Source organism: Streptomyces sp. OZ13 (genome assembly GCF_052068155.1).
Taxonomy (GTDB): domain Bacteria; phylum Actinomycetota; class Actinomycetes; order Streptomycetales; family Streptomycetaceae; genus Streptomyces.
The window spans coordinates 266620-288449 of sequence record NZ_JBQHCZ010000010.1 but is presented as its reverse complement, the minus strand read 5'-3'; the positions used below and the strand labels follow the sequence as shown (position 1 = coordinate 288449).

At 69.7% G+C, this 21830-nt stretch carries 20 protein-coding genes; 16 read left to right on the top strand and 4 right to left on the bottom strand.

Annotation, left to right across the window (positions count from 1 at the left end; translation table 11 throughout):
- The 3 genes from ACTMTU_RS23250 to ACTMTU_RS23240 all read left to right on the top strand — a co-directional run.
- The coding region (locus tag ACTMTU_RS23250) for a vitamin B12 dependent-methionine synthase activation domain-containing protein (RefSeq protein ID WP_441265411.1) at positions 1 to 976 on the top strand (976 nt) is incomplete at its 5' end.
- Positions 977 to 1084: 108 nt separating this feature from the next.
- Complete coding sequence (locus ACTMTU_RS23245; RefSeq protein ID WP_441265410.1) at positions 1085 to 1786, top strand: HAD family hydrolase; 702 nt, start codon at positions 1085 to 1087, stop codon at positions 1784 to 1786.
- A 505-nt stretch (positions 1787 to 2291) separates the two neighbouring features.
- Positions 2292 to 3890, top strand: coding sequence for an ABC transporter substrate-binding protein (locus ACTMTU_RS23240; RefSeq protein ID WP_441265409.1), 1599 nt, complete (start codon positions 2292 to 2294; stop codon positions 3888 to 3890).
- A gap of 136 nt (positions 3891 to 4026) precedes the next feature.
- Here ACTMTU_RS23240 and ACTMTU_RS23235 read toward each other — a convergent pair whose 3' ends face one another.
- Positions 4027 to 4698, bottom strand: coding sequence for a response regulator (locus ACTMTU_RS23235; protein WP_177151020.1), 672 nt, complete (start codon positions 4696 to 4698; stop codon positions 4027 to 4029).
- A gap of 13 nt (positions 4699 to 4711) precedes the next feature.
- Complete coding sequence (locus tag ACTMTU_RS23230; protein ID WP_441265425.1) at positions 4712 to 5545, bottom strand: RecB family exonuclease; 834 nt, start codon at positions 5543 to 5545, stop codon at positions 4712 to 4714.
- Positions 5546 to 5992: 447 nt separating this feature from the next.
- On the opposite strand from ACTMTU_RS23230, the gene ACTMTU_RS23225 reads away from it, so the two are divergent.
- The 3 genes from ACTMTU_RS23225 to ACTMTU_RS23215 all read left to right on the top strand — a co-directional run bounded on the left by ACTMTU_RS23225 (position 5993) and on the right by ACTMTU_RS23215 (position 8921).
- The gene (locus ACTMTU_RS23225) at positions 5993 to 7231 is read left to right on the top strand and encodes a site-2 protease family protein (RefSeq protein WP_441265408.1); all 1239 of its coding nucleotides are present in this window, start codon (positions 5993 to 5995) and stop codon (positions 7229 to 7231) included.
- Positions 7232 to 7249: 18 nt separating this feature from the next.
- Positions 7250 to 8137 carry a tRNA (adenine-N1)-methyltransferase gene (locus ACTMTU_RS23220; RefSeq protein ID WP_005319518.1) on the top strand — a complete coding sequence of 296 codons (888 nt, stop codon included), beginning with the start codon at positions 7250 to 7252 and terminating at the stop codon, positions 8135 to 8137.
- Positions 8138 to 8339: 202 nt separating this feature from the next.
- Entirely contained in the window at positions 8340 to 8921 is a 582-nt protein-coding gene (locus ACTMTU_RS23215) for a hypothetical protein (protein ID WP_441265407.1), read from the top strand.
- A 15-nt stretch (positions 8922 to 8936) separates the two neighbouring features.
- On the opposite strand, the gene ACTMTU_RS23210 is transcribed toward ACTMTU_RS23215, so the two are convergent.
- Positions 8937 to 9248: a ferredoxin gene (locus ACTMTU_RS23210; protein ID WP_441265406.1), complete on the bottom strand. Its 312-nt coding sequence runs from the start codon at positions 9246 to 9248 to the stop codon at positions 8937 to 8939.
- A 264-nt stretch (positions 9249 to 9512) separates the two neighbouring features.
- Between ACTMTU_RS23210 and arc the strand changes: the two genes are divergently transcribed.
- The 5 genes from arc to prcA all read left to right on the top strand — a co-directional run bounded on the left by arc (position 9513) and on the right by prcA (position 15244).
- On the top strand, positions 9513 to 11279 hold the full coding sequence (gene arc / locus ACTMTU_RS23205) for a proteasome ATPase (protein ID WP_441265405.1): 1767 nt from the start codon (positions 9513 to 9515) through the stop codon (positions 11277 to 11279).
- 259 nt (positions 11280 to 11538) lie between these two features.
- A complete protein-coding gene (gene dop, locus ACTMTU_RS23200) occupies positions 11539 to 13050 on the top strand; it encodes a depupylase/deamidase Dop (RefSeq protein ID WP_441265404.1) in 1512 nt (503 codons plus the stop codon).
- Between the two features lie 120 nt (positions 13051 to 13170).
- Entirely contained in the window at positions 13171 to 13389 is a 219-nt protein-coding gene (locus ACTMTU_RS23195) for a ubiquitin-like protein Pup (RefSeq protein ID WP_037777052.1), read from the top strand.
- Positions 13390 to 13535: 146 nt separating this feature from the next.
- Positions 13536 to 14381, top strand: coding sequence for a proteasome subunit beta (gene prcB, locus ACTMTU_RS23190; RefSeq protein ID WP_441265403.1), 846 nt, complete (start codon positions 13536 to 13538; stop codon positions 14379 to 14381).
- 44 nt (positions 14382 to 14425) lie between these two features.
- Positions 14426 to 15244 carry a proteasome subunit alpha gene (prcA, locus tag ACTMTU_RS23185; RefSeq protein ID WP_441265402.1) on the top strand — a complete coding sequence of 273 codons (819 nt, stop codon included), beginning with the start codon at positions 14426 to 14428 and terminating at the stop codon, positions 15242 to 15244.
- A 161-nt stretch (positions 15245 to 15405) separates the two neighbouring features.
- Here prcA and ACTMTU_RS23180 read toward each other — a convergent pair whose 3' ends face one another.
- Positions 15406 to 16452: a LacI family DNA-binding transcriptional regulator gene (locus tag ACTMTU_RS23180; protein WP_441265401.1), complete on the bottom strand. Its 1047-nt coding sequence runs from the start codon at positions 16450 to 16452 to the stop codon at positions 15406 to 15408.
- A 144-nt stretch (positions 16453 to 16596) separates the two neighbouring features.
- On the opposite strand from ACTMTU_RS23180, the gene ACTMTU_RS23175 reads away from it, so the two are divergent.
- From ACTMTU_RS23175 to ACTMTU_RS23155, 5 genes are all read left to right on the top strand, one after another.
- Positions 16597 to 17868: an MFS transporter gene (locus ACTMTU_RS23175; RefSeq protein ID WP_441265400.1), complete on the top strand. Its 1272-nt coding sequence runs from the start codon at positions 16597 to 16599 to the stop codon at positions 17866 to 17868.
- Positions 17869 to 17877: 9 nt separating this feature from the next.
- Entirely contained in the window at positions 17878 to 19239 is a 1362-nt protein-coding gene (gene pafA / locus ACTMTU_RS23170; protein WP_005319528.1) for a Pup--protein ligase, read from the top strand.
- Between the two features lie 119 nt (positions 19240 to 19358).
- A complete protein-coding gene (locus ACTMTU_RS23165; protein ID WP_441265399.1) occupies positions 19359 to 20300 on the top strand; it encodes an FKBP-type peptidyl-prolyl cis-trans isomerase in 942 nt (313 codons plus the stop codon).
- Between the two features lie 65 nt (positions 20301 to 20365).
- Positions 20366 to 20740, top strand: coding sequence for an FKBP-type peptidyl-prolyl cis-trans isomerase (locus tag ACTMTU_RS23160; RefSeq protein WP_100106326.1), 375 nt, complete (start codon positions 20366 to 20368; stop codon positions 20738 to 20740).
- Between the two features lie 125 nt (positions 20741 to 20865).
- Positions 20866 to 21825, top strand: coding sequence for a helix-turn-helix transcriptional regulator (locus ACTMTU_RS23155; RefSeq protein WP_307705508.1), 960 nt, complete (start codon positions 20866 to 20868; stop codon positions 21823 to 21825).
- Positions 21826 to 21830: the final 5 nt, after the last annotated feature.

Sequence of the window (21830 nt, the reverse complement as noted above, 5' to 3'; positions counted from 1 at the left end):
CTACGCCCGCGACGCGTTCGAGGGCCTGCGCCTGATGGACGCCCTCATCGGCATCAAGCGCGGCGTCCCCGGCGCGGTCCTGCCCGAGCTGAGGCAGCGCCGGGTCAAGGCCACGACGGCGGTCGTGGAGGAGCGCCCGGAGGAAGGCGCGGTCCGCTCCGACGTCGCCACCGACAACCCGGTCCCGACCCCGCCGTTCTGGGGCACCCGCGTCGTCAAGGGCATCCCGCTCAAGGACTACGCCTCCTGGCTCGACGAGGGCGCCCTGTTCAAGGGGCAGTGGGGACTCAAGCAGTCCCGGGCGGGAGACGGCCGCTCCTACGAGGAACTGGTGGAGTCGGAGGGCCGGCCGCGGCTGCGCGGCCTGCTGGACCGGCTGCAGACCGACAACCTCCTCGAAGCGGCCGTCGTCCACGGCTACTTCCCCTGCGTGTCCAAGGGTGACGACCTGATCATCCTCGGTGAGGACGGCTCCGAGCGGACCCGCTTCTCCTTCCCGCGGCAGCGCCGGGGCCGGCGTCTGTGCCTGGCGGACTTCTTCCGCCCCGAGGAGTCCGGCGAGACCGATGTGGTCGGCCTTCAGGTCGTCACCGTCGGCTCCCGCATCGGCGAGGAGACCGCCAAGCTGTTCGAGGCCAACTCCTACCGGGACTACCTCGAGCTGCACGGCCTGTCCGTCCAGCTCGCCGAGGCGCTGGCCGAGTACTGGCACGCCCGCGTGCGCGCCGAACTGGGCTTCGGCGGCGAGGACCCGGCCGACGTGGAGGACATGTTCGCTCTGAAGTACCGCGGCGCCCGGTTCTCCCTCGGTTACGGCGCGTGCCCCGATCTCGAGGACCGGGCCAAGATTGCGGAGCTGCTCGAGCCCGAGCGGATCGGCGTCCAGCTGTCGGAGGAGTTCCAGCTCCACCCGGAGCAGTCCACCGACGCGATCGTCATCCACCACCCCGAGGCGAAGTATTTCAACGCACGCTGATCGTTCGGGTCGTACACTGGTCGGTCCAGTGCAGGCCGGTCGCCTGTCCCCGCGGGAGAGCCGTTGGGAGAGGTGGCCGGCCTTCTCGTCCCTCACGGAGGTGTGCCCATGACCAGCACGGTCCCCGCGTCACTGACCCGTTCGGCGGAAGCGGCCGCACTTCAGGCCGTATTTCTCGACATGGACGGCACCCTCGTGGACACGGAGGGCTTCTGGTGGGACGCGGAGGTGGAGGTCTTCGCGGATCTCGGGCACCGGCTGGACGAGGCCTGGCGGGACGTGGTGGTCGGCGGACCGATGACCCGGAGCGCGGGCTATCTCATCGAGGCCACCGGCGCGGACATCAGCCTCGCGGAGCTGACCGTGCTGCTCAACGACAAGTTCGAGGAGCGGATCAGCAGGGGTGTACCGCTGATGCCGGGCGCGGCCCGGCTGCTCGCCGAGCTGGCGGCGCACAATGTGCCCACGGCGCTCGTGTCCGCCTCGCACCGGCGCATCATCGACCGGATCCTCGCCTCTCTCGGGCCCCAGCACTTCGCGCTCTCGGTCGCGGGGGACGAGGTGCCGCGTACCAAGCCGCACCCCGATCCGTATCTCCTCGCCGCCCAGGGTCTGGGCGCGGAACCGGCGAGATGCGCCGTCGTGGAGGACACGGCGACCGGTGTGGCATCCGCCGAGGCAGCCGGATGCCGGGTGGTCGCCGTCCCGTCCGTGGCCCCGATCCAGCCGGCCGGCGGCCGGGTCGTCGTTCGGTCCCTGGAAGAAGTGGACGTCGTTTTTCTGCGCACTCTCATCAGCGCAAAGCAGTGATACGGGCACTGTCCGTGCTTTTCGATTCCGTCGGAAACCCAGGGCAGTGAGTTCTGTCTTTTCCGTGACTGCCGAACGGATTTCCGGCTTGATCGAATTGGGTCGAACGGCGTGACCTTCGTCACTGTGAGTGGTGCGCAACCAGGGATGATGTGCGTCCGATACCCCTTCGGGAGGGGTCTCGGGCGGCCTATGTGTCCCGATTGATGTGGGTGTTTACGAATATTCCGTGGCAGTGCCATCCACTCACAGGCGTTGATGATCACTCAGCGATTACGGCCCAACTCGGGCCCGGTCACGCTTTCCTGGCGTTGCCGACTAATCTCGTCGCGAGAGCTTCGCTGCATCACCGTGGTGTCCCGTCGGCCACCCCGCCGTCGGAAACACAGGACCGATCGTCTGTATCCCCGGCCCGATCGCGCCGCCCCGACCGGGCGGAGGCGGCGGAGTGTCTTGAACACATCGCTGTATCACAGTGCCGGATCGGTGAGGGAGAACGTCCAGGATGAACCGTAAGACTTTGGTGCTGCCGGCCGTGGTCGGCCTGCTCGCGCCCGTGCTCGTCGCCTGCGGCAGCACGGACGGCGGGTCCGACGGCGGTGATGCCATAGTCGTGGGCACCACGGACCAGTTCGTCGCCGGCGAGGACGCCCCGGCACCCCTGGACCCGGCCTACGCGTACGACACCGGTGCCTGGAACGTGCTGCGGCAGACGCTGCAGACCCTGATGCACGCCCCGCGCGGCGGCGGCGAGCCCGTGCCGGACGCCGCGGAGAGCTGCCTCTTCACCGACACCGTGAGCGAGAGCTACCGCTGCAAGCTGCGCAGCGGCCTCAAGTTCGCCGACGGCACTCCGGTCACCGCCGAGGACGTCAAGTTCTCCATCCAGCGTGTCCTGGACATCGACGCCGACAACGGCACGGCCGCCCTGCTCTCGAACATCGACACCATCGAGACCAAGGGCGACAACGAGATCATCTTCCATCTCGCCACGCCGGACGCCACCTTCCCGTACAAGCTCTCGACGCCGGCCGCCGGCATCGTCAGCAAGGAGAAGTACGACGGCAAGAAGCTGCGCGAGGGGTTCGAGGTCGACGGCTCCGGCCCGTACACGATGAAGACGGAGACCGACGGGGACAAGGTCTCCAGGGTCGTCTTCAGCAAGAACCCGAACTACACGGGCGACCTGAAGCTGAAGAACGAGAAGGTCGTCCTGCGTTCCTTCGCCGACGCCGACTCCATGGGCAAGGCCCTCGAGTCGGGTGACATCGACCTGATGACGCGCACCATGGCGCCGGAGCAGATCAAGGAGATGCTGGAGAACCCGAAGGAGGGCATCGAGCTCACCGAGATGCCCGGCCTGGAGATCCGCTACCTCGCCTTCGACACCAGCGACCCGGCCGTGAAGAACAAGGCCGTCCGGCAGGCCATCGCGTCGCTCGTCGACCGCGGCCAGATCGCCGGTGAGGTCTACGGCGCCACCGCCGAGCCGCTCTACTCGCTCATCCCGAAGAGCATCTCGGCGCACACCAACTCGTTCTACAACAAGTACGGCGAGCCCAGCCGCAAGAAGGCCGCCGCGCTCCTGGACGATGCCGGTATCGACACCCCGGTCCAGCTCACGCTGCACTACACCACCGACCACTACGGCGAGGGAACGGCCAAGGAGTTCGAGGCCCTTCGCGACCAGCTCAACGCGAGCGGGCTCTTCGAAGTCAAGGTCGAGGGCACCGAGTGGTCCAAGTTCCGGCCCGCCCAGAAGCGGGGCGACTACGCCGTCTACGGCCTCGGCTGGTTCCCCGACTTCCCGGACCCGGACAACTACACGGCGCCGTTCCTCGGCGAGGGCAACTTCCTCAACTCGCCCTACGTGAGCGACAAGGCCCGCGAACTCATCCCGCAGTCGCGGCGCGACGTCGACCGCACCGCGGCGTCGCCTGCCTTCAAGGAGATCCAGGACATCGTCGCGGACGACGTCCCCGTACTGCCGCTCTGGCAGGGCAAGCAGTACGTCGCCGCGCGCGACGACGTGAGCGGTGCCGAGTGGGCGCTGAACTCCAGCTCCGACCTCCAGCTCTGGGAGCTGTCCCGCGGCGGGAGCTGATCGGGGCGGACGCGCGACCGCAGAAAGACCGGTGCCCGGCAGCTGCTTCGAGCAACTGCCGGGCACCGGCCGTTCCCGCAGGGCGCGACGGGCACCGTCCACCGGGCGGGCGAGCCACCGGGTGGACGGGCCGCCGCTACTGGGCGCCGGGGCGCACCAGACCGCTCTCGTACGCGTACACCGCCGCCTGGACGCGGTCACGCAGACCCAGCTTCGTCAGCACATGGCCGACGTGCGTCTTGACGGTCGTCTCGCTGACGAAGAGGTCCGCCGCGATCTCCGCGTTGGACAGCCCGCGGGCCACCAGCTTCAGCACCTCCACCTCACGGTCGGTCAGCGTGTGGAGAGTGTCCGGAACCGGCTCCTCGCCGGACGGCAGATGGTCCGCGTACTTGTCGAGCAGCCTGCGGGTGATGCTCGGCGCGAGCATCGCCTCTCCCGCGGCGACCACCCGGATCGCCTGCACCAGTTCGTTGGCCGGGGCGTCCTTCAGCAGGAAGCCGCTCGCACCGGCGCGCAGCGCCTCCACCACGTACTCGTCCAGGTCGAAGGTGGTCAGCACCAGGACCTTCGCCGGACCGTCCCGGCCGGGACCGGTGATCTGACGCGTCGCCTCCACACCGTCCATCCGGGGCATCCGGATGTCCATCAGCACGACGTCGGGCTGGAGCGCCCGCACCTGGTCGAGGGCCTGGAGGCCGTCCCCGGCCTCACCGACCACCGCGATGTCCTGCTCGGCCTCGAGGATCATCCGGAAACCGGTGCGCAACAGCGGTTGGTCGTCGACCAGTAGGACGCGGATAGCCACGGGTACTCCTTCTTTAGACCGGGCCCATTCTGCCCTGGCCATCCTCGGCCGACGCGCGCGGGGAAACGCTCAGCGGATAAACCGGGGGAGTGCCGCCGAATTCCGGACACACCGAACGGTGGTCGCACCAGCCGCACAGCTTCGTCGGCCGCGGCCGCCAGTCACCCGTCTCCGTGGCCAGCCGGATCGCCTCCCAGAGCGCCAGCAGTTTGCGCTCCGTCCGCTCGAGGTCGGCCATGACCGGGTCGTACGTCAACACGTCGCCGCTGCCCAGGTACACCAGCTGGAGCCGACGCGGCACGACCTGCTTCAGCCGCCAGATCACCAGCGCGTAGAACTTCATCTGGAACAGCGCGCCTTCGCTGTACTCGGGACGCGGGGCCTTGCCCGTCTTGTAGTCGACGATCCGCACGTCGCCGGTCGGCGCGATGTCCACCCGGTCGATCACGCCGCGCAGCCGCAGCCCCGACTCCAGCTCCGTCTCCACGAACATCTCCCGCTCGCGGGGCTCGAGCCGCGTCGGGTCCTCCAGCGTGAACCACCGCTCCACCAGCTGCTCCGCCTCACCGAGCCAGCGCGACAGCCGCTCGCCGCCGGGGTCCTCCGCGAACAGCTCGCCCAGCTCCGGACGCGTCTCGAGGAGCCGGCTCCACTGGGCGGGAACCATCGCCTTGGCGCGCGGCGCCGTCCGCTCGGCCGCCGGATCGTCGAAGAGCCGCTCCAGCACCGCGTGCACCAGCGTTCCCCGGGTAGCCGCTTCGCTGGGCTTCTCCGGCAGCCTGTCGATCACCCGGAACCGGTAGAGCAGGGGGCACTGCATGAAGTCGCTCGCACGCGAGGGTGACAGCGACGTGGGCGGCGCGCTCCGCGCCGGCTCCTCGACGGCCGGACCGCCGGTCGGCGAGCTCCGCGCCGGCTCCTCGACGGCCGGACCGCCGGCCGGCGAGCTCCGCGCCGGCTGCCCCGGGCCCTCGTTGTCGCCGGCGGCGGGTGCCGTGGCCGCGGCGGGCTCCCCGGCCGCGCCGGGCGCCGCGGTGGCCGTGCCGTCCACGAGGGCGGCAGGCGCCGGCTCGTCGACGACTTCCGGCCGGGCGGCCACGGCCGGCCGGGGGACCACCGGCGTGGCGGACCCGTCGGTGGCCGGCTCTGCGGGCTGCTGGCTCGTACTCATGACGCAGACCCTACGGCCCGCCACCGACAGCGAGCGGCATACCATCGACCACAGACCCCGAGCACGTCATGATTTCGAGCGACGACCATTCGCAACGACCCCATTTCGCCCCGAAGGGAACCCGTGAACGAGGACGACACGAGCGGTGAGCGCGAGCGGTCCGGGCCGGACAAGACGTCCGGCAAGGGCAGACCGCGGCGCCCCGCCGAGCCGGGCGGTGGCCTCCTCATGGGCCGCCCCTTCGGCGTGCCCGTCTACGTCGCCCCCAGCTGGTTCGTCGTCGCCGCCCTGATCACCTGGGTCTTCGGCGGACAGCTCGACCGCGTGCTGCCGGAGCTCGGCGGCGCACGCTACCTCGTCTCGCTGTTCTTCGCCGTGGCCTTCTACGCCTCGGTCCTCGTCCACGAACTGGCCCACACCGTCGCCGCGCTCCGGTTCAAGCTGCCGGTGCGCCGGATCCAGCTCCAGTTCTTCGGCGGCGTCTCCGAGATCGAGAAGGAGACCGAGACGCCGGGCCGTGAGTTCTGGCTCGCCTTCGTCGGACCGCTGCTCTCCCTCGCCCTGGCCGGGGTCTTCTACCTCGGCATGTACGCGGTGGAGCCCGGCACCGTCCCCGGCGTGCTCCTCGCCGGCCTGATGATCTCCAACCTCATCGTCGCGGCCTTCAACCTGCTGCCGGGTCTGCCCCTGGACGGCGGCCGGATGCTGCGCGCCGTCGTGTGGAAGATCACCGGCAGGCCCATGGCCGGCACCGTCGCCGCCGCGTGGGTCGGCCGGGCGCTCGCCGTCGCCGTCCTCATCGGCCTGCCGCTCCTCACCCACACCGGCGCCCTCGGGAACTCCACCGAGGACATCGGCGGGGCGGAGACCGTCACCGACGCCCTGCTGGCCGCCATCCTGGCCGCCATCATCTGGACCGGCGCCGGCAACAGCCTGCGGATGGCCCGCCTGCGGGAGCACCTGCCGGAACTTGCCGCCCGCGCACTGACCCGCCGCGCCGTCCCCGTCGAGGCGGCCACCCCGCTGTCGGAGGCACTGCGCCGGGCCAACGAGGGGGGCGCCCGCGCCCTGGTCGTCGTCGACGGCCACGGCGACCCGACCGCGCTGGTCCGCGAGGCCGCCATCGTCGGCGTCCCCGAGCACCGCAGGCCCTGGGTCGCCGTCGGCGGCCTGGCACAGGACCTCACCGAAGGCATGAAGATCCCCGCGGAACTCGCCGGAGAGGCCCTCCTCGACACCCTGCGGGCCACACCGGCCACCGAGTACCTCGTGGTCGAGGAGTCCGGCGAGATCTACGGCGTGCTGTCCGCCGCGGACGTCGAGCGGGCCTTCGTCGCCGCCATGGCACGGCCCGGTTCCTGAAACCCATACACTGGTCACATGTCCGAACCGACCGGTGCCGCCCGCCGTCGCGGGCCCTTCAAGGTCGGGGACCAGGTCCAGCTCACCGACCCCAAGGGACGCCACTACACGTTCACGCTCGAGGCCGGGAAGAACTTCCACACCCACAAGGGTTCCTTCCCCCACGACGAGCTGATCGGCGCTCCTGAGGGCAGTGTTGTCCGAACCACGGGAAACGTCGCCTACCTCGCGCTGCGCCCCCTGCTCCCCGACTATGTCCTGTCCATGCCCCGCGGTGCCGCCGTGGTCTACCCCAAGGACGCGGGGCAGATCCTGGCCTTCGCCGACATCTTCCCCGGCGCCCGCGTCGTGGAGGCCGGGGTCGGCTCCGGCTCGCTCAGCAGCTTCCTCCTGCGCGCCATCGGCGACCACGGCATGCTGCACTCCTACGAGCGCCGCGCGGACTTCGCCGAGATCGCCCAGGCGAACGTGGAGCGCTACTTCGGCGGCCCGCACCCGGCCTGGCAGCTCACCGTCGGCGACCTCCAGGACAACCTGACCGACGCCGACGTCGACCGGGTCATCCTCGACATGCTCGCCCCCTGGGAGTGCCTCGAGGCCGTCTCCAAGGCGCTCGTCCCCGGCGGCATCCTCTGCTGCTACGTGGCCACCACCACCCAGCTCGCGCGCACCGTCGAGTCCATCCGCGAGATCGGCTGCTTCGCAGAGCCGCAGCCGTGGGAGTCGATGATCCGCAACTGGCACGTCGAGGGCCTCGCCGTGCGCCCCGACCACCGGATGATCGGCCACACCGGCTTCCTGGTCACCGCCCGCCGTCTCGCCGACGGCGTCGAGCCCCCCATGCGCCGCCGCCGGCCCGCCAAGGGCGCCTACGGCGAGGACTACGAGGGCCCCAACAAGGGCTGATCGGCCGTCGCCGACCGCCTGTAACGCACTGACGCCGCCGTCGAGTTCCCGTGCCCCGCACCGAACTCGACGGCGGCTTCCTCATGTTGGCCGCCGCGCACCTTTACTCCAGTCTTACGGACCCCGCTGTTCCGGTCCTCTGTGACGTATGGCACGATGCTGGCCACCCCCACCGGCTGAGCCCCCTCAGGAGACCACTCGCGTGCAGAACTCCGTCGCCGTCCCGGACCTCGCGCACACCCACGCCCGCCCCGTGCACTGGCTGGCCACGGCGGCGGCGATGGCCGCGGTGGTGGCGGGTGCCGGGCTGCTCCAGCCCGACGCCGCGACGGCCTCCCAGCCCGGCGCCGGCCCCGGCACCACGACGGCCGCGGCCGCCGCTCCCGCACCGGACCCAGCGGCCGTACGGCTGCCCATCGAATGCGGCGGACTCCCGAGCGTGGTCACGAAGAAGGCGACGGGCGACCTCGACGGAGACGGCAGCCCCGAGACCGTGGTGGCCGCCCGCTGCGACGCCGGCTCCGGCACGCCGCCCAGCGGGCTCTATGTACTGGCGGGCGGCCGTGACGGCGGGCCACGGGTGGTCGCCACCCTGGTCGAGCCCGCGCGGAAGCAGAGCGTCGGCGAGCTCGCGGTACGTGACCGGACCATCACGGCGACCCTGCTCGGCTATTCGTCGGCCGCCGTGCCCAGCTGCTGCCCCGACGAGAAGGAACGGGTCAAGTGGCAGTGGCAGGGCGGCAAGTTCGTCCGCGGCACCCAGGCCGAGGCGCTCGGCGCCTGACCCGTATGTGATCCGTCACTCGGCGTCGGGTCCGTAGACTTCGACGTTGTCCGAAACCCGACGCACGTGGATGCAGTCGCCCGGGCACTCCTTCGCGGAGTCCACCACGTCGTTCAGCAGCGGCAGCGGCACCGGTGTTGTGGCTCCCGGGGCCTGGAGCAGCTCGTCGTCGGCCGACTTCACATACGCCAGGCCGTCGATGTCGAGCTCGAAGACCTCAGGGGCGTACTGCGCGCAGATACCGTCCCCGGTGCAGAGGTCCTGGTCGATCCAGACCTCGAGCGCGTCGGCGGCGCCGTCGGTGGGAACCTCGTGCTGCACGGTCATATCTCCTGCCGTTTCCTTCGTCGGGCGTGGCTCTGTGATGCAAGTCGTGCCGCTGTTGACGGGTGTTGAACGCTTCGACGATACAACCGCCCGCTTTCCGATGTTGCTGGGTGGGTATCCCCTGGGTATTCCCCTCGCAGGAGCAAGAGCGCAAGGGTGAAGATCGGACACACCCCTTCCGTCTTTGTGATCTAGGGGTTTCAATCACCACCCACACAGGTAGGGTCAGGAAGCGTCCAGCTCCCCTTGGAGGAGGTGAGGACCGTGGCAGCCCACGACGACGACATCAACCGCGGCATCCGGCCGGGGCGGGGGTCTGAAGACCCAGCCGGCCAGGTTGCCTATCTCGAGCAGGAAATCGCCGTCCTGCGCCGCAAGCTCGCCGACTCTCCGCGACACACGAGGATTCTCGAAGAGCGGATCGTCGAGCTGCAGACCAACCTGGCCGGCGTGTCCGCTCAGAACGAGCGGCTCGCCAACACACTCCGTGAGGCCCGCGACCAGATCGTGGCCCTCAAGGAGGAGGTCGACCGGCTCGCGCAGCCGCCGGCCGGCTTCGGTGTCTTCCTGCAGGCGATCGAGGACGGCACGTGCGACATCTTCACCGGGGGCCGCAAGCTCCGGGTGAACGTCAGCCCCAGCGTCGAGCTCGAGGAGCTCCGGCGCGGCCAGGAAGTCATGCTCAACGAAGCGCTCAATGTGGTCGAGGCCATGGAGTTCGAGCGCGCCGGGGACATCGTCACCCTCAAGGAGATCCTCGAGGACGGCGAGCGCGCCCTGGTGATCGGCCACACCGACGAGGAGCGGGTGGTGCGGCTCGCGGAGCCGCTGCTCGAGATGAACATCCGGCCCGGGGACGCCCTTCTGCTCGAACCCCGCTCGGGTTACGTCTACGAGGTGATCCCCAAGAGCGAGGTCGAGGAGCTCGTCCTCGAGGAAGTCCCCGACGTCGACTACGACAAGATCGGCGGACTCGGCGGCCAGATCGAGATGATCCGCGACGCCGTCGAGCTCCCGTATCTGCACCCCGATCTCTTCAAGGAGCACGAACTGCGGCCGCCGAAGGGCATCCTGCTCTACGGCCCGCCCGGCTGCGGCAAGACGCTGATCGCCAAGGCCGTCGCCAACTCCCTTGCCAAGAAGGTCGCCGAGGTGACCGGTCAGCCCGCGGGGAAGAGCTACTTCCTCAACATCAAGGGCCCCGAGCTCCTCAACAAGTACGTCGGTGAGACCGAGCGCCACATCCGCCTGGTCTTCCAGCGTGCTCGTGAGAAGGCGAGCGAGGGCACTCCCGTCATCGTCTTCTTCGACGAGATGGAGTCCCTCTTCCGCACGCGTGGATCCGGCGTCAGCTCGGACGTGGAGAACACCATCGTCCCGCAGCTCCTGGCCGAGATCGACGGTGTCGAGGGCCTGGAGAACGTGATCGTCATCGGCGCCTCCAACCGCGAGGACATGATCGACCCCGCGATCCTGCGGCCCGGCCGGCTCGACGTCAAGATCAAGATCGAGCGTCCGGACGCGGAGGCCGCCAAGGACATCTTCGCCAAGTACCTGACCCCCTCGCTCCCGCTGCACGCCGACGACCTCGGCGAGCACAACGGATCGAAGGAAGCCGCCGCACACGCCATGATCCAGTCGGTCGTGGAGCAGATGTACGCGGAGTCCGAGGAGAACCGCTTCCTCGAGGTCACGTACGCGAACGGCGACAAGGAAGTCCTTTACTTCAAGGACTTCAATTCCGGCGCGATGATCCAGAACATCGTCGACCGGGCCAAGAAGATGGCCATCAAGGCCTTCCTCGACCACAACCAGAAGGGCCTTCGCGTCTCCCACCTCCTCCAGGCATGCGTGGACGAGTTCAAGGAGAACGAGGACCTGCCCAACACCACCAACCCGGACGACTGGGCCCGCATCTCCGGAAAGAAGGGCGAGCGGATCGTCTTCATCCGCACCCTCGTCACCGGAAAGCAGGGCGCGGACACCGGCCGTTCCATCGATACGGTGGCGAACACCGGTCAGTACCTGTAAAAGGCACACCGGCTGCGGATGCCGGCGGTCCCCCGCCGAAGGCAGGGGGACGGGCATCCGCAGCCGGTTGCTTTCCGGACAGGTCGGACCACACCGGAGCAATGACGAAATTGATCTCCCCACCCACGCCCCGGCGTTCTAGGCTCGTCCGTACCGTCGGGTCACTCAGTGCGGGGACGGGCACCGCGCGCACCCCGGAGCACCCGCGGTACTTGAGCGCCGTTCCCGGAGGGGAACGACGCCGGGCAAGGAGGGCCGCATGACCGTACGGCGAGTAATGGGCATCGAGACGGAGTACGGGATCTCCGTCCCCGGCCACCCGAACGCCAATGCCATGCTCACCTCGTCCCAGATCGTCAACGCGTACGCGGCGGCGATGCACCGGGCGCGACGCGCCCGCTGGGACTTCGAGGAAGAGAATCCGCTGCGGGACGCCCGCGGCTTCGACCTCGCCCGCGAGGCCGCCGACTCCAGCCAGCTCACCGACGAGGACATCGGCCTGGCCAATGTGATCCTCACCAACGGCGCCAGGCTCTACGTGGACCATGCCCACCCCGAGTACAGCTCCCCCGAGATCACCAACCCCCTGGACGCCGTCCTGTGGGACAAGGCCGGGGAGCGGATCATGGCAGAGGCGGCCGCGCGGGCCGCGCAGCTACCGGGCGCCCAGCCGATCCACCTCTACAAGAACAACACCGACAACAAGGGCGCGTCCTACGGCACGCACGAGAACTACCTGATGAAGCGGGAGACCCCGTTCTCGGACATCGTGCGCCACCTGACGCCGTTCTTCGTCTCCCGGCAGGTCGTCACGGGCGCCGGCCGGGTGGGAATCGGCCAGGACGGCCACGAGCACGGGTTCCAGATCAGCCAGCGCGCCGACTATTTCGAGGTCGAGGTCGGGCTCGAGACGACCCTCAAGCGCCCCATCATCAACACCCGGGACGAACCCCACTCCGACGCCGAGAAGTACCGCCGCCTGCATGTGATCATCGGCGACGCGAATCTCTCGGAGATCTCGACGTACCTCAAGCTGGGCACCACGGCCCTGGTGCTGTCCATGATCGAGGACGGCTTCATCGCGGTGGACCTCGCGGTCGAGCAGCCGGTGCGCACGCTCCACCAGGTCTCCCACGACCCCGGCCTCAAGCAGCTCGTCACCCTCCGCAGCGGCCGCACACTCACCGCCGTACAACTTCAGATGGAGTACTTCGAGCTTGCTCGCAAGTACGTCGAAGAGCGCTACGGCGCGGACGCGGACGAGCAGACCAAGGACGTGCTGACCCGCTGGGAGGACACCCTCAACCGGCTCGAGAACGACCCGATGAGCCTGGCGGGCGAGCTCGACTGGATCGCCAAGCGCGAGCTCATGGAGGGCTACCGCAGGCGGGACGACCTGGACTGGGACGCCGCCAGGCTGCACCTCGTGGACCTGCAGTACGCGGACGTGCGGCCCGACAAGGGCCTGTACAACCGCCTGGCGGCCCGCGGCAGGATCAAGCGCCTGTTGGACGAGGGCGCGGTGGAACGGGCCATGACGCAGCCTCCTGAGGACACCAGGGCCTATTTCCGCGGCCGCTGCCTCGAGCAGTACGCGGACGACGTGGCTGCCGCCTCGTGGGACTCGGTCATCTTCGACCTCCCCGGTCGTGACTCCCTGCAACGGGTCCCCACGCTGGAGCCGCTGCGCGGCACCCGCAACCACGTGAAGGAGCTCCTGGACCGCTGCCGCAAGGCGGAGGACCTGCTCCGGGTCCTCGCCGGGGGCTGAAACGGCTTCCGTCCGGGAATCATGAAGGTGGGCCCCGGACGTTGGAGGAAGTGCGGGGCCGATGTCGGACCCCGCGAGTAGGGTCTGATCAAGAACGTCGAACCGAGCGGGGTGAGGTGCATGGCGACCAAGGACACCGGCGGCGGACAGCAGAAGGCGACGCGCTCCACTGAGGAGGTCGAGGAGCAGGCGCAGGAGGCGCAGGCTGCGGAAGACCTCAAGGAGCGCCAGGAGAAGCTCTCGGACGACGTCGACTCGGTTCTTGACGAGATCGACGATGTCCTCGAGGAGAACGCCGAGGACTTCGTTCGGTCATTTGTGCAAAAGGGCGGAGAGTAGCCCTGGTTGCCCGCCCTGGTGCCGCCGGTGAAAGCCGGGGGCACCAGGGCGGATGACTGGCGACAGCGCGGGTAATGTCCGTGCACAGTTCGAAAGATCGGCCCGCGCGGGATGCGGCGGGCCGCCGCCTATCCGGAAGGACACGCGTGGAAGCCAACCCTCGTAGCACCGGGCGTCTGCCGGCAGCCTTCCTGACGCCGGGTTCGTCGTCGTTCATGGACTTCCTGGGCGACCACTCGCCCGACCTGCTGCCCGGCAGGCGCACGCTGCCGCCCGTGCAGGGGGCCATCGAGGCGCCGCACGGGACGACGATCGTCGCCACGACGTTCCCCGGCGGCGTGGTCCTCGCCGGTGACCGGCGGGCCACGATGGGGAACATGATCGCCCAGCGCGACATCGAGAAGGTCTTCCCCGCCGACGAGTACTCGGCGGTGGGTATCGCGGGCACCGCCGGTCTCGCGGTGGAGATGGTCAAGCTGTTCCAGCTCGAGCTGGAACACTTCGAGAAGGTCGAGGGCGCCCAGCTCTCCCTCGAGGGCAAGGCCAACCGCCTCTCCACGATGATCCGCAGCAACCTCGGCATGGCCATGCAGGGTCTCGCCGTCGTCCCGCTGTTCGCCGGTTACGACATCGACCGCGAGAAGGGCCGCATCTTCTCGTACGACGTGACGGGCGGCCGCTCGGAGGAGCACGGTTTCGCGGCCACCGGTTCGGGCTCGATCTTCGCCCGGGGGGCGATGAAGAAGCTCTACCGCGAGGACCTCACCGAGCAGCAGGCCACCACGCTGGTGATCCAGGCGCTGTACGACGCGGCGGACGACGATTCCGCGACCGGCGGCCCGGACGTGGCCCGGCGCATCTACCCGATCGTCACCGTCATCACGGACGAAGGCTTCCGCCGGCTCACCGAGGCCGAGACCTCCGAGATCGCGCGTTCGATCCTCGAGGGCCGTCTCACCCAGCCCGACGGCCCCCGCGCCGCTCTCCTGTGACGGCCGCGATGTACCCGCTTTCGACAGAAAGGGACGGATAGCCGGTGTCGACGCCGTTCTATGTCTCACCTCAGCAGGCCATGGCCGACCGGGCGGAGTACGCCCGCAAGGGCATCGCCCGTGGCCGCAGCCTCGTCGTGCTGCAGTACGCCGACGGCATCGTCTTCGTCGGCGAGAACCCGTCCCGTGCCCTGCACAAGTTCAGCGAGATCTACGACCGCATCGGTTTCGCCGCGGCCGGCAAGTACAACGAGTACGAGAACCTGCGCATCGGCGGCGTCCGCTACGCGGACCTGCGCGGCTACACCTACGACCGCGACGACGTGACGGCCCGCGGCCTCGCGAACGTGTACGCGCAGACCCTGGGCACGATCTTCTCGAGCGCCGGGGAGAAGCCCTACGAGGTGGAGCTGGTGGTCGCCGAGGTGGGCGCCTCGCCCGAGGGCGACCAGATCTACCGGCTGCCGCACGACGGTTCGATCGTGGACGAGCACGGCTCGGTCGCGGTGGGCGGCAACGCGGAGCAGATCAGCACGTTCCTGGACCAGCGGCACCGGGACGGCATGTCGCTGGCGGAGGCGTTGAAGCTGGCCGTGCAGGCTCTTTCCAGCCAGTCGAACGGCAGTGACCGGGAGATCCCCGCGGATCGCCTCGAGGTCGCGGTGCTGGACCGGACGCGCCCGCAGCAGCGGAAGTTCAAGCGGATCGTGGGCAGGCAGCTGGCAAGGCTGCTCGAGGCCGACGGTGCCGCTTCCACCCCGACGGACGCGCCCTCCGACGAGGAGACGGACGAAGGAACCGGGGGCACGACCGGGGGCACCCCCGGGGGATCGACCGGAGGCACGACCGGGGCCGGGGAGTAACCCGCCGACGACGGCTCGCCCCGGACCGCCCGTGCGGTCCGGGGCGCAGTCATGTCCGGGCGACGGGGTACGCGAGCCGTCGCCTCATGCCCGTTTCCGCCCGAGGGCCCCGGCGAAGGCCCGGACACGCCCGTAACGCCCTCATGGGCATCCGGTGAACGTCAGGCCGGTGGGGGAGCGGAGGAGCCCCGTACGACCAGCTCGACGGGAAGGCTGCGCTCCTCGGGGCGCCGGCCGTCGAGGACCGCGAGCAGCGCGTCCATGCCCCGCTCGCCCACCTGCTCCGCCGGCAGGCGGACGGTGGTGAGCTCGGGCTCCACGGCGGTCGCGAGGGCGAGGTCGTCGAAGCCGGTGACGCTGACGTCCTCGGGAACCCTCAGGCCGAGCCGCCGGGCCGCCTTGCAGGCGCCCGCGGCCAGGATGTCGTCGTCGCAGACGACGGCCGTGGGGCTTGGCCCAGGGGCCGTGAGGGCCCGCACGGCGGCTTCTCTGGCGCTGTCGACGTCGAGCGGCGCGGGCACCGTGCGCACCTCCGTGCCGGCGACCCTGGCCGCCTCCTCGTGGAGAGCACGGGCGCGTACGTCGAAGGTCCAGGAGGCGACCGCGGAGGCGAGGTGGACGATCCGCCGGTGGCCGAGAGCGGTCAGGTGGCCGATCACCTGCCGCATGCCGTCGGCGATGTCGAGGTTGACGTGGGCGGCGGCGCCGGTGTCGGCGGGGTCGCTGTCGAGCATGACCAGCGGCAGGTCGGTGCCGCGGATCGCCGTGAGGGCCTGCGCGGCCATCGAGGACGCGATGACGCCGTCGAGGGCCGCGCGGGCGGACGCGAACGGGTCCTTGGCGGGCCCGACGCCCTCGGGGGACGGGTAGAGCACGACACCGAACCCGTGGCGGGCGGCGACGGCGGCGGCGCCCGTGTAGACGCGTGCGAAGAACTCGTTGGTGAGCGCCGGGACGACGAGGAGCGCGGTCCTGGTGCGGCCGAGGCGAAGGTTGCGGGCGGCGAGATTCGGCCGGTAACCGAGTTCCTGGGCGGCCTCCCGGACCACCGCAGCGGTCCGTTCCGAGACGCGGCCGCGCCACTTGTCGCCGAGCACGAGCGAGACGGTGGCCTGTGATACCCCGGCGGCGCGGGCGACGTCCCTGCTGGTGGGGCGGGCGGAGTCCGCGCCGGCCGGGGGACGGTCCTGCTGGGACCGGTGTGCCATCTGTTCGCCGCCCTCGGCCGCCCGTCGGAGATGTCGCGACGTCCGGGGCGGCGGCGCTGTGGACCCGCGGACTGTCGACATGGTACGTATGGACCCTGAAGTTATACGTAAAACCTCGACGGAAGCCGGGGGAGAGGGGACGGCATGGCCGCCGGGTACGCAGACATCCTCAAGGCCCCGCACGCGGCACGCCTGCTGACCGGCACGCTGGTCGGCCGGCTGCCCAACGCGACCGCGCACATCGCCATCGTGCTGTTCACCCGCGCGGAGGGCGGCAGCTACACGCTCGCGGGCGCGCTCGCCGCCGTCTACGGCCTCGCCACCGCCGTCGGCCAGCCGCTGCTGGGCCGGGCCGTCGACCTGTACGGGCAGCCACGGGTACAGCTGCCCGCCGCCGTCGTCTCCGCCCTCGGCATGTTCCTCCTCGCGGCGGCAGGCACCGGTTCGCTGTTCCTCGCCTACGCCGCCGTGAGTGTCGCGGGACTGTTCACCCCGCCGCTCGAGGGCGGGCTGCGGGCCCTGTGGCCGAGCGTGCTGGGCCGTGAGGACCGCGTGCACCGGGCGTACGCCATGGACGCGGTCGCTCAGGAGATCATGTTCACCGTGGGACCGCTGCTCGTGACGCTGCTCGTCTCGCTGTGGTCGCCCGGTGCCGCGCTGTTCGTCATCAACGTCATAGGGGTTGTCGGCGCGCTGTCGGTCGTGATGTCGAAGCCCTCCCGCGCCTGGCGTTCCGCGCCACGGGAGGCCCACTGGCTCGGCGCGCTCCGCTCGCCGGGCCTGCTCGCACTTCTCGGCGCGTTCTTCTTCGTCGGCCTGGCCCTCGGATCGATCACGGTCGCGGGCGTGGCCTACGCCGACGACCACGGGCGCGAGTCGGTGTACGGCTGGCTGATGGCCGCGCTGGGCCTCGGCGCCCTCGTCGGCGGCTCGGTGTACGGGGCGCGGCAGTGGGCAGGCGCCCCTGAGCGGCGGCTGCGGATCATCGTGGCCCTGCTGGCCGCCGGATACCTCCCGCTGATCCTCACGCCGGGTGTGGCCGCCATGACGGCCCTGTCGGCCGTCGCGGGCGTGTTCCTCGCGCCGGCGATCGCCTGCGCCTTCATCGTCGTCGACCGGCACGCGCCGCGCGGCACGGTCACCGAGGCGTTCTCCTGGCTCGTGACCACCTTCGGGGTGGGCGCGGCGGCCGGCACGGCGGTGGCGGGCCCCGCCGTCGAGATCGGCGGCACGGCGTGGAGTTTCGCGGTCGCCGGGGCCGGCGGGATCGCCGCGCTGCTGGTTCTGACGTCCACTCAGCGGGTACTCGCGGTTCCCGGCCGCACCGACGGCATCACGGGCTCCGGCACCCACTCATCGGAAAATGATCGAAACGGTGCCGCCCAACCCGGTTTCAGCTCAGGCCGTGAGGCGTAATGTTCAGACATGGACCGCCGCATTTTCGGGCTGGAGAACGAGTACGGCGTCACGTGCACGTTCAGGGGACAGCGCCGACTGTCACCTGACGAAGTGGCGCGCTACCTCTTCCGCCGTGTCGTGTCATGGGGCCGCAGCAGCAATGTCTTTCTGCGGAACGGAGCCCGCCTGTACCTCGACGTGGGTTCGCATCCGGAATACGCAACACCTGAATGCGACAACGTGACCGAGCTGGTCACGCATGACAAGGCCGGCGAGCGCATTCTCGAAGGCCTTCTCGTCGACGCCGAACGCCGCCTGCACGAGGAGGGAATCGCGGGCGACGTCTATCTCTTCAAGAACAACACCGACTCGGCGGGAAACTCCTACGGCTGCCACGAGAACTATCTCGTCGCGCGCCATGGCGAGTTCTCGCGGCTGGCCGACATCCTGATTCCGTTCCTCGTCACCAGGCAGTTGCTCTGCGGCGCGGGAAAGGTGCTGCAGACGCCCCGGGGAGCGGTCTTCTGCGTCAGCCAGCGGGCGGAGCACATCTGGGAGGGCGTCAGTTCCGCCACCACCCGCTCGCGCCCCATCATCAACACCCGTGACGAACCGCACGCGGACGCCGAGCGCTACCGCCGGCTCCATGTCATCGTCGGCGACTCCAACATGTCGGAGACGACGATGCTGCTGAAGGTCGGCGCGACGGACCTCGTCCTGCGCATGATCGAGGCGGGCACGGTCATGCGCGACCTCACGCTGGAGAACCCGATCCGGGCCATCCGCGAGGTCAGCCACGACATAACGGGCCAGCGCAAGGTGCGCCTGGCCAGCGGCCGGGAGGCCTCCGCGCTCGAGGTCCAGCGCGAGTACTACGAGAAGGCCGTCGACTTCGTCGACCGTCGCGGCATCCGCACCGGCACGGTCGAGCAGGTCCTGGAGCTCTGGGGCCGCACGCTGGACGCGATCGAGGAGGAGGACCTCGACCGGATCGGTACCGAGATCGACTGGGTCATGAAGTACAAGCTGCTGGAGCGGTACCGCGCCAAGCACAACATGTCCATGTCGCACCCGAGGGTCGCCCAGATAGACCTCGCCTACCACGACATCCACCGCAGGCGCGGCCTGTACTACCTCCTCGAGAAGAAGGGCCAGGCCGCCCGGATCTGTAACGACCTGAAGATCTTCGAGGGCAAGTCGGTGCCCCCGCAGACCACCAGGGCGCGGCTGCGCGGCGACTTCATCCGCCGGGCGCAGGAGCAGCGGCGGGACTTCACCGTCGACTGGGTGCACCTCAAGCTCAACGACCAGGCGCAGCGCACCGTGCTGTGCAAGGACCCCTTCCGTTCGGTCGACGACAGGGTGGAGAAGCTCATCGCCGGTATGTGATCCGACCCCGTCGCACGTGTGTCGGAACGTCACCCGGGCCCCGTACGTTTCTCGTGCGGGGCCCTCGGCACGCCCTAGAGTGTCCGCATCTACCGAGCCGTTAGAGATCTGAGGAACACGTGCGCCGACTTGCCGGCCTGCTCGTCGTACCCCTGCTGCTGTTGACGACAGCGGCATGCGGCGACGACAAGGGCTCCGATTCCGCTTCCACCTCGATGACGAACGGGCTGCCCACGATCACCGAGGGTGCGAAGTTCGGCGAGAAGCCGACCCTTGCCAAGGGCGAGGGCGAGCCTCCCAAGGACCTGAAGGTCAACGTCATCAGCGAGGGCAAGGGCCAGACCCTCAAGAAGGGCGACGTCGCCCAGGTCGACTACCTCGGCCAGGTGTGGGACGGCGAGGAGCCGTTCGACAACAGCTTCGACCGCGGCGAGCCGTTCACCGTGACGCTCGGCGGCGGCGGTGTCATCGAGGGCTGGCAGAAGGCGCTCGACGGCCAGAAGGTCGGCAGCCGTCTCGAGGTGGCGATCCCGCCGGAGCTCGGTTACGGCCCGCAGGAGCAGGGCAGCATCCCGGCCAACTCCACGCTGGTCTTCGTCATGGACATCGTCAAGGGCACCACGCTCCCGACCTCCGCCAAGGGCAGCGAGGTCGCCCAGGACAACATCGACCTGCCCAAGGTCGGCACGAACACAGACGGCGAGAAGCCGTCACTGACCGTGCCCAAGAAGGACGCGCCGTCCAAGCTTGTGTCGAACTACGTGATCGAGGGCACCGGTCCCGCGGTCAAGGCCACGGACACCCTGTCCGTGAAGTACCAGGGCGTCCTGTGGAAGGACGGCAAGGAGTTCGACAGCAGCTACGGCAGGGGCAACGCACCGGTGAGCTTCCCGCTCGCCCAGGTCATCCCCGGCTGGCAGAAGGGCCTCGAGGGCAAGAAGGTCGGCAGCCGCGTGCTGCTCGTCGTCCCGCCGGACATGGGCTACGGCGACCAGGAGCAGCAGGGCATCCCGGCCAAGTCCACCCTCGTCTTCACGGTCGACATCCTGGCCGTTCAGTAGGACGACCGGGACGTTCTGCAAGACTGTCCCGGTTGATCACACAGAGAAACGCAAGGAGCAAGACCGTGAGCATCGAGAAGCCCGAGATCGACTTCCCGGGCGGCGAGCCGCCGGCCGACCTGGAGATCAAGGACATCTGGGAGGGCGACGGCCCGGTGGCGAAGGCGGGCGACACCGTCTCCGTCCACTACGTGGGCGTGGCCTTCTCCACCGGTGAGGAGTTCGACGCCTCCTGGAACCGCGGCACCCCGCTGCAGTTCCAGCTGGGCGTCGGCCAGGTGATCTCCGGCTGGGACCAGGGCGTGCAGGGCATGAAGGTCGGCGGGCGCCGCCAGCTGACCATCCCGGCGCACCTCGCCTACGGTGACCGCGGCGCCGGCGGCGGCCGCATCGCCCCGGGCGAGACGCTGATCTTCGTCTGCGACCTCGTCGCCGTCTGAGGCCTCGCGGAGCGACGTCGCGAGGGCCCGTGCCTGCCGGCACGGGCCCTCGCTTTTGTCCGGACACCCCGGGGCGGTACGGTCGACGGGCGTAAGGGATTTCATAAAAGAGGTGAAGGGCGTCGATGGCGATTGCCAAGGCCGAGCGGCTGATGAATCTGGCGCTGTGTCTGCTGGGGACCCGGCGTCCCCTCAGCAAGCGCGAGCTGCGCGGGTCCATCGAGGCCTACCTCGAAGCAGGTTCCGACGACTCGTTCAACCGGATGTTCGAGCGCGACAAGGACGATCTGCGGGAACTCGGCCTGGTGATCGAGACGGTGGAGTCCCTCGACGGGGACATCGGCTATCTCGCGCGCCGGGACAGCAACCGGCTGCCGCCCATCACCCTGGACGCCGAGGAGGCCGCCGCCCTGGGCCTGGCCGCCAAGGTGTGGCAGCAGGCGCGGCTCGCCGGGGCCGCCAGCGGCGCCCTGCAGAAGCTGCGGGCCGCCGGCATGCCGGAGGCCGAGGACGCCTACGAACTCCACCACAGCGCCCTCGAACCGCGTATCCCCGTCCATGAGGCGGCCTTCGAACCGCTGATGCTGGCCTGCCGCGACCGCCGGCCGGTCCTCTTCGACTACCGCAAGGCCAATTCGGCCCGCCCCGAGCAGCGCCATGTGGAACCGTGGACGCTCGAGTGCTGGCGGGGCCACTGGTACCTGGCCGGCTTCGACCGCAGCCGTGGCGCCGAGCGGGTCTTCCGCCTCTCACGCATCACCGGCAAGGTGCGTACGTCACGCTCCGGAGCGTTCACCGCGCCGGTGCCCGACGTCGTCACCGTCCGCGAGACCGTCGAGAGCTGGGCCGGGGAGACGGCGACCCGGTCGGCGCGCATCAGGCTGCGTACCGACTGCGGCTACCCGCTCCGCTCGAGGGCGACCGAGGTGCGGGAACTCGGCGACGGGTGGGACGAGTTGGAGATCCCGTACGGACACGGTCTGGACGCCTGGCTCGTCGAGTTCGGCCCGGACGTCGTCGTGCTGGAGCCCGCGGACCTGCGGGCGGACGTGGTCGACCGGCTGCGCGCCGTGGCCAAGGGCTGAGGGGG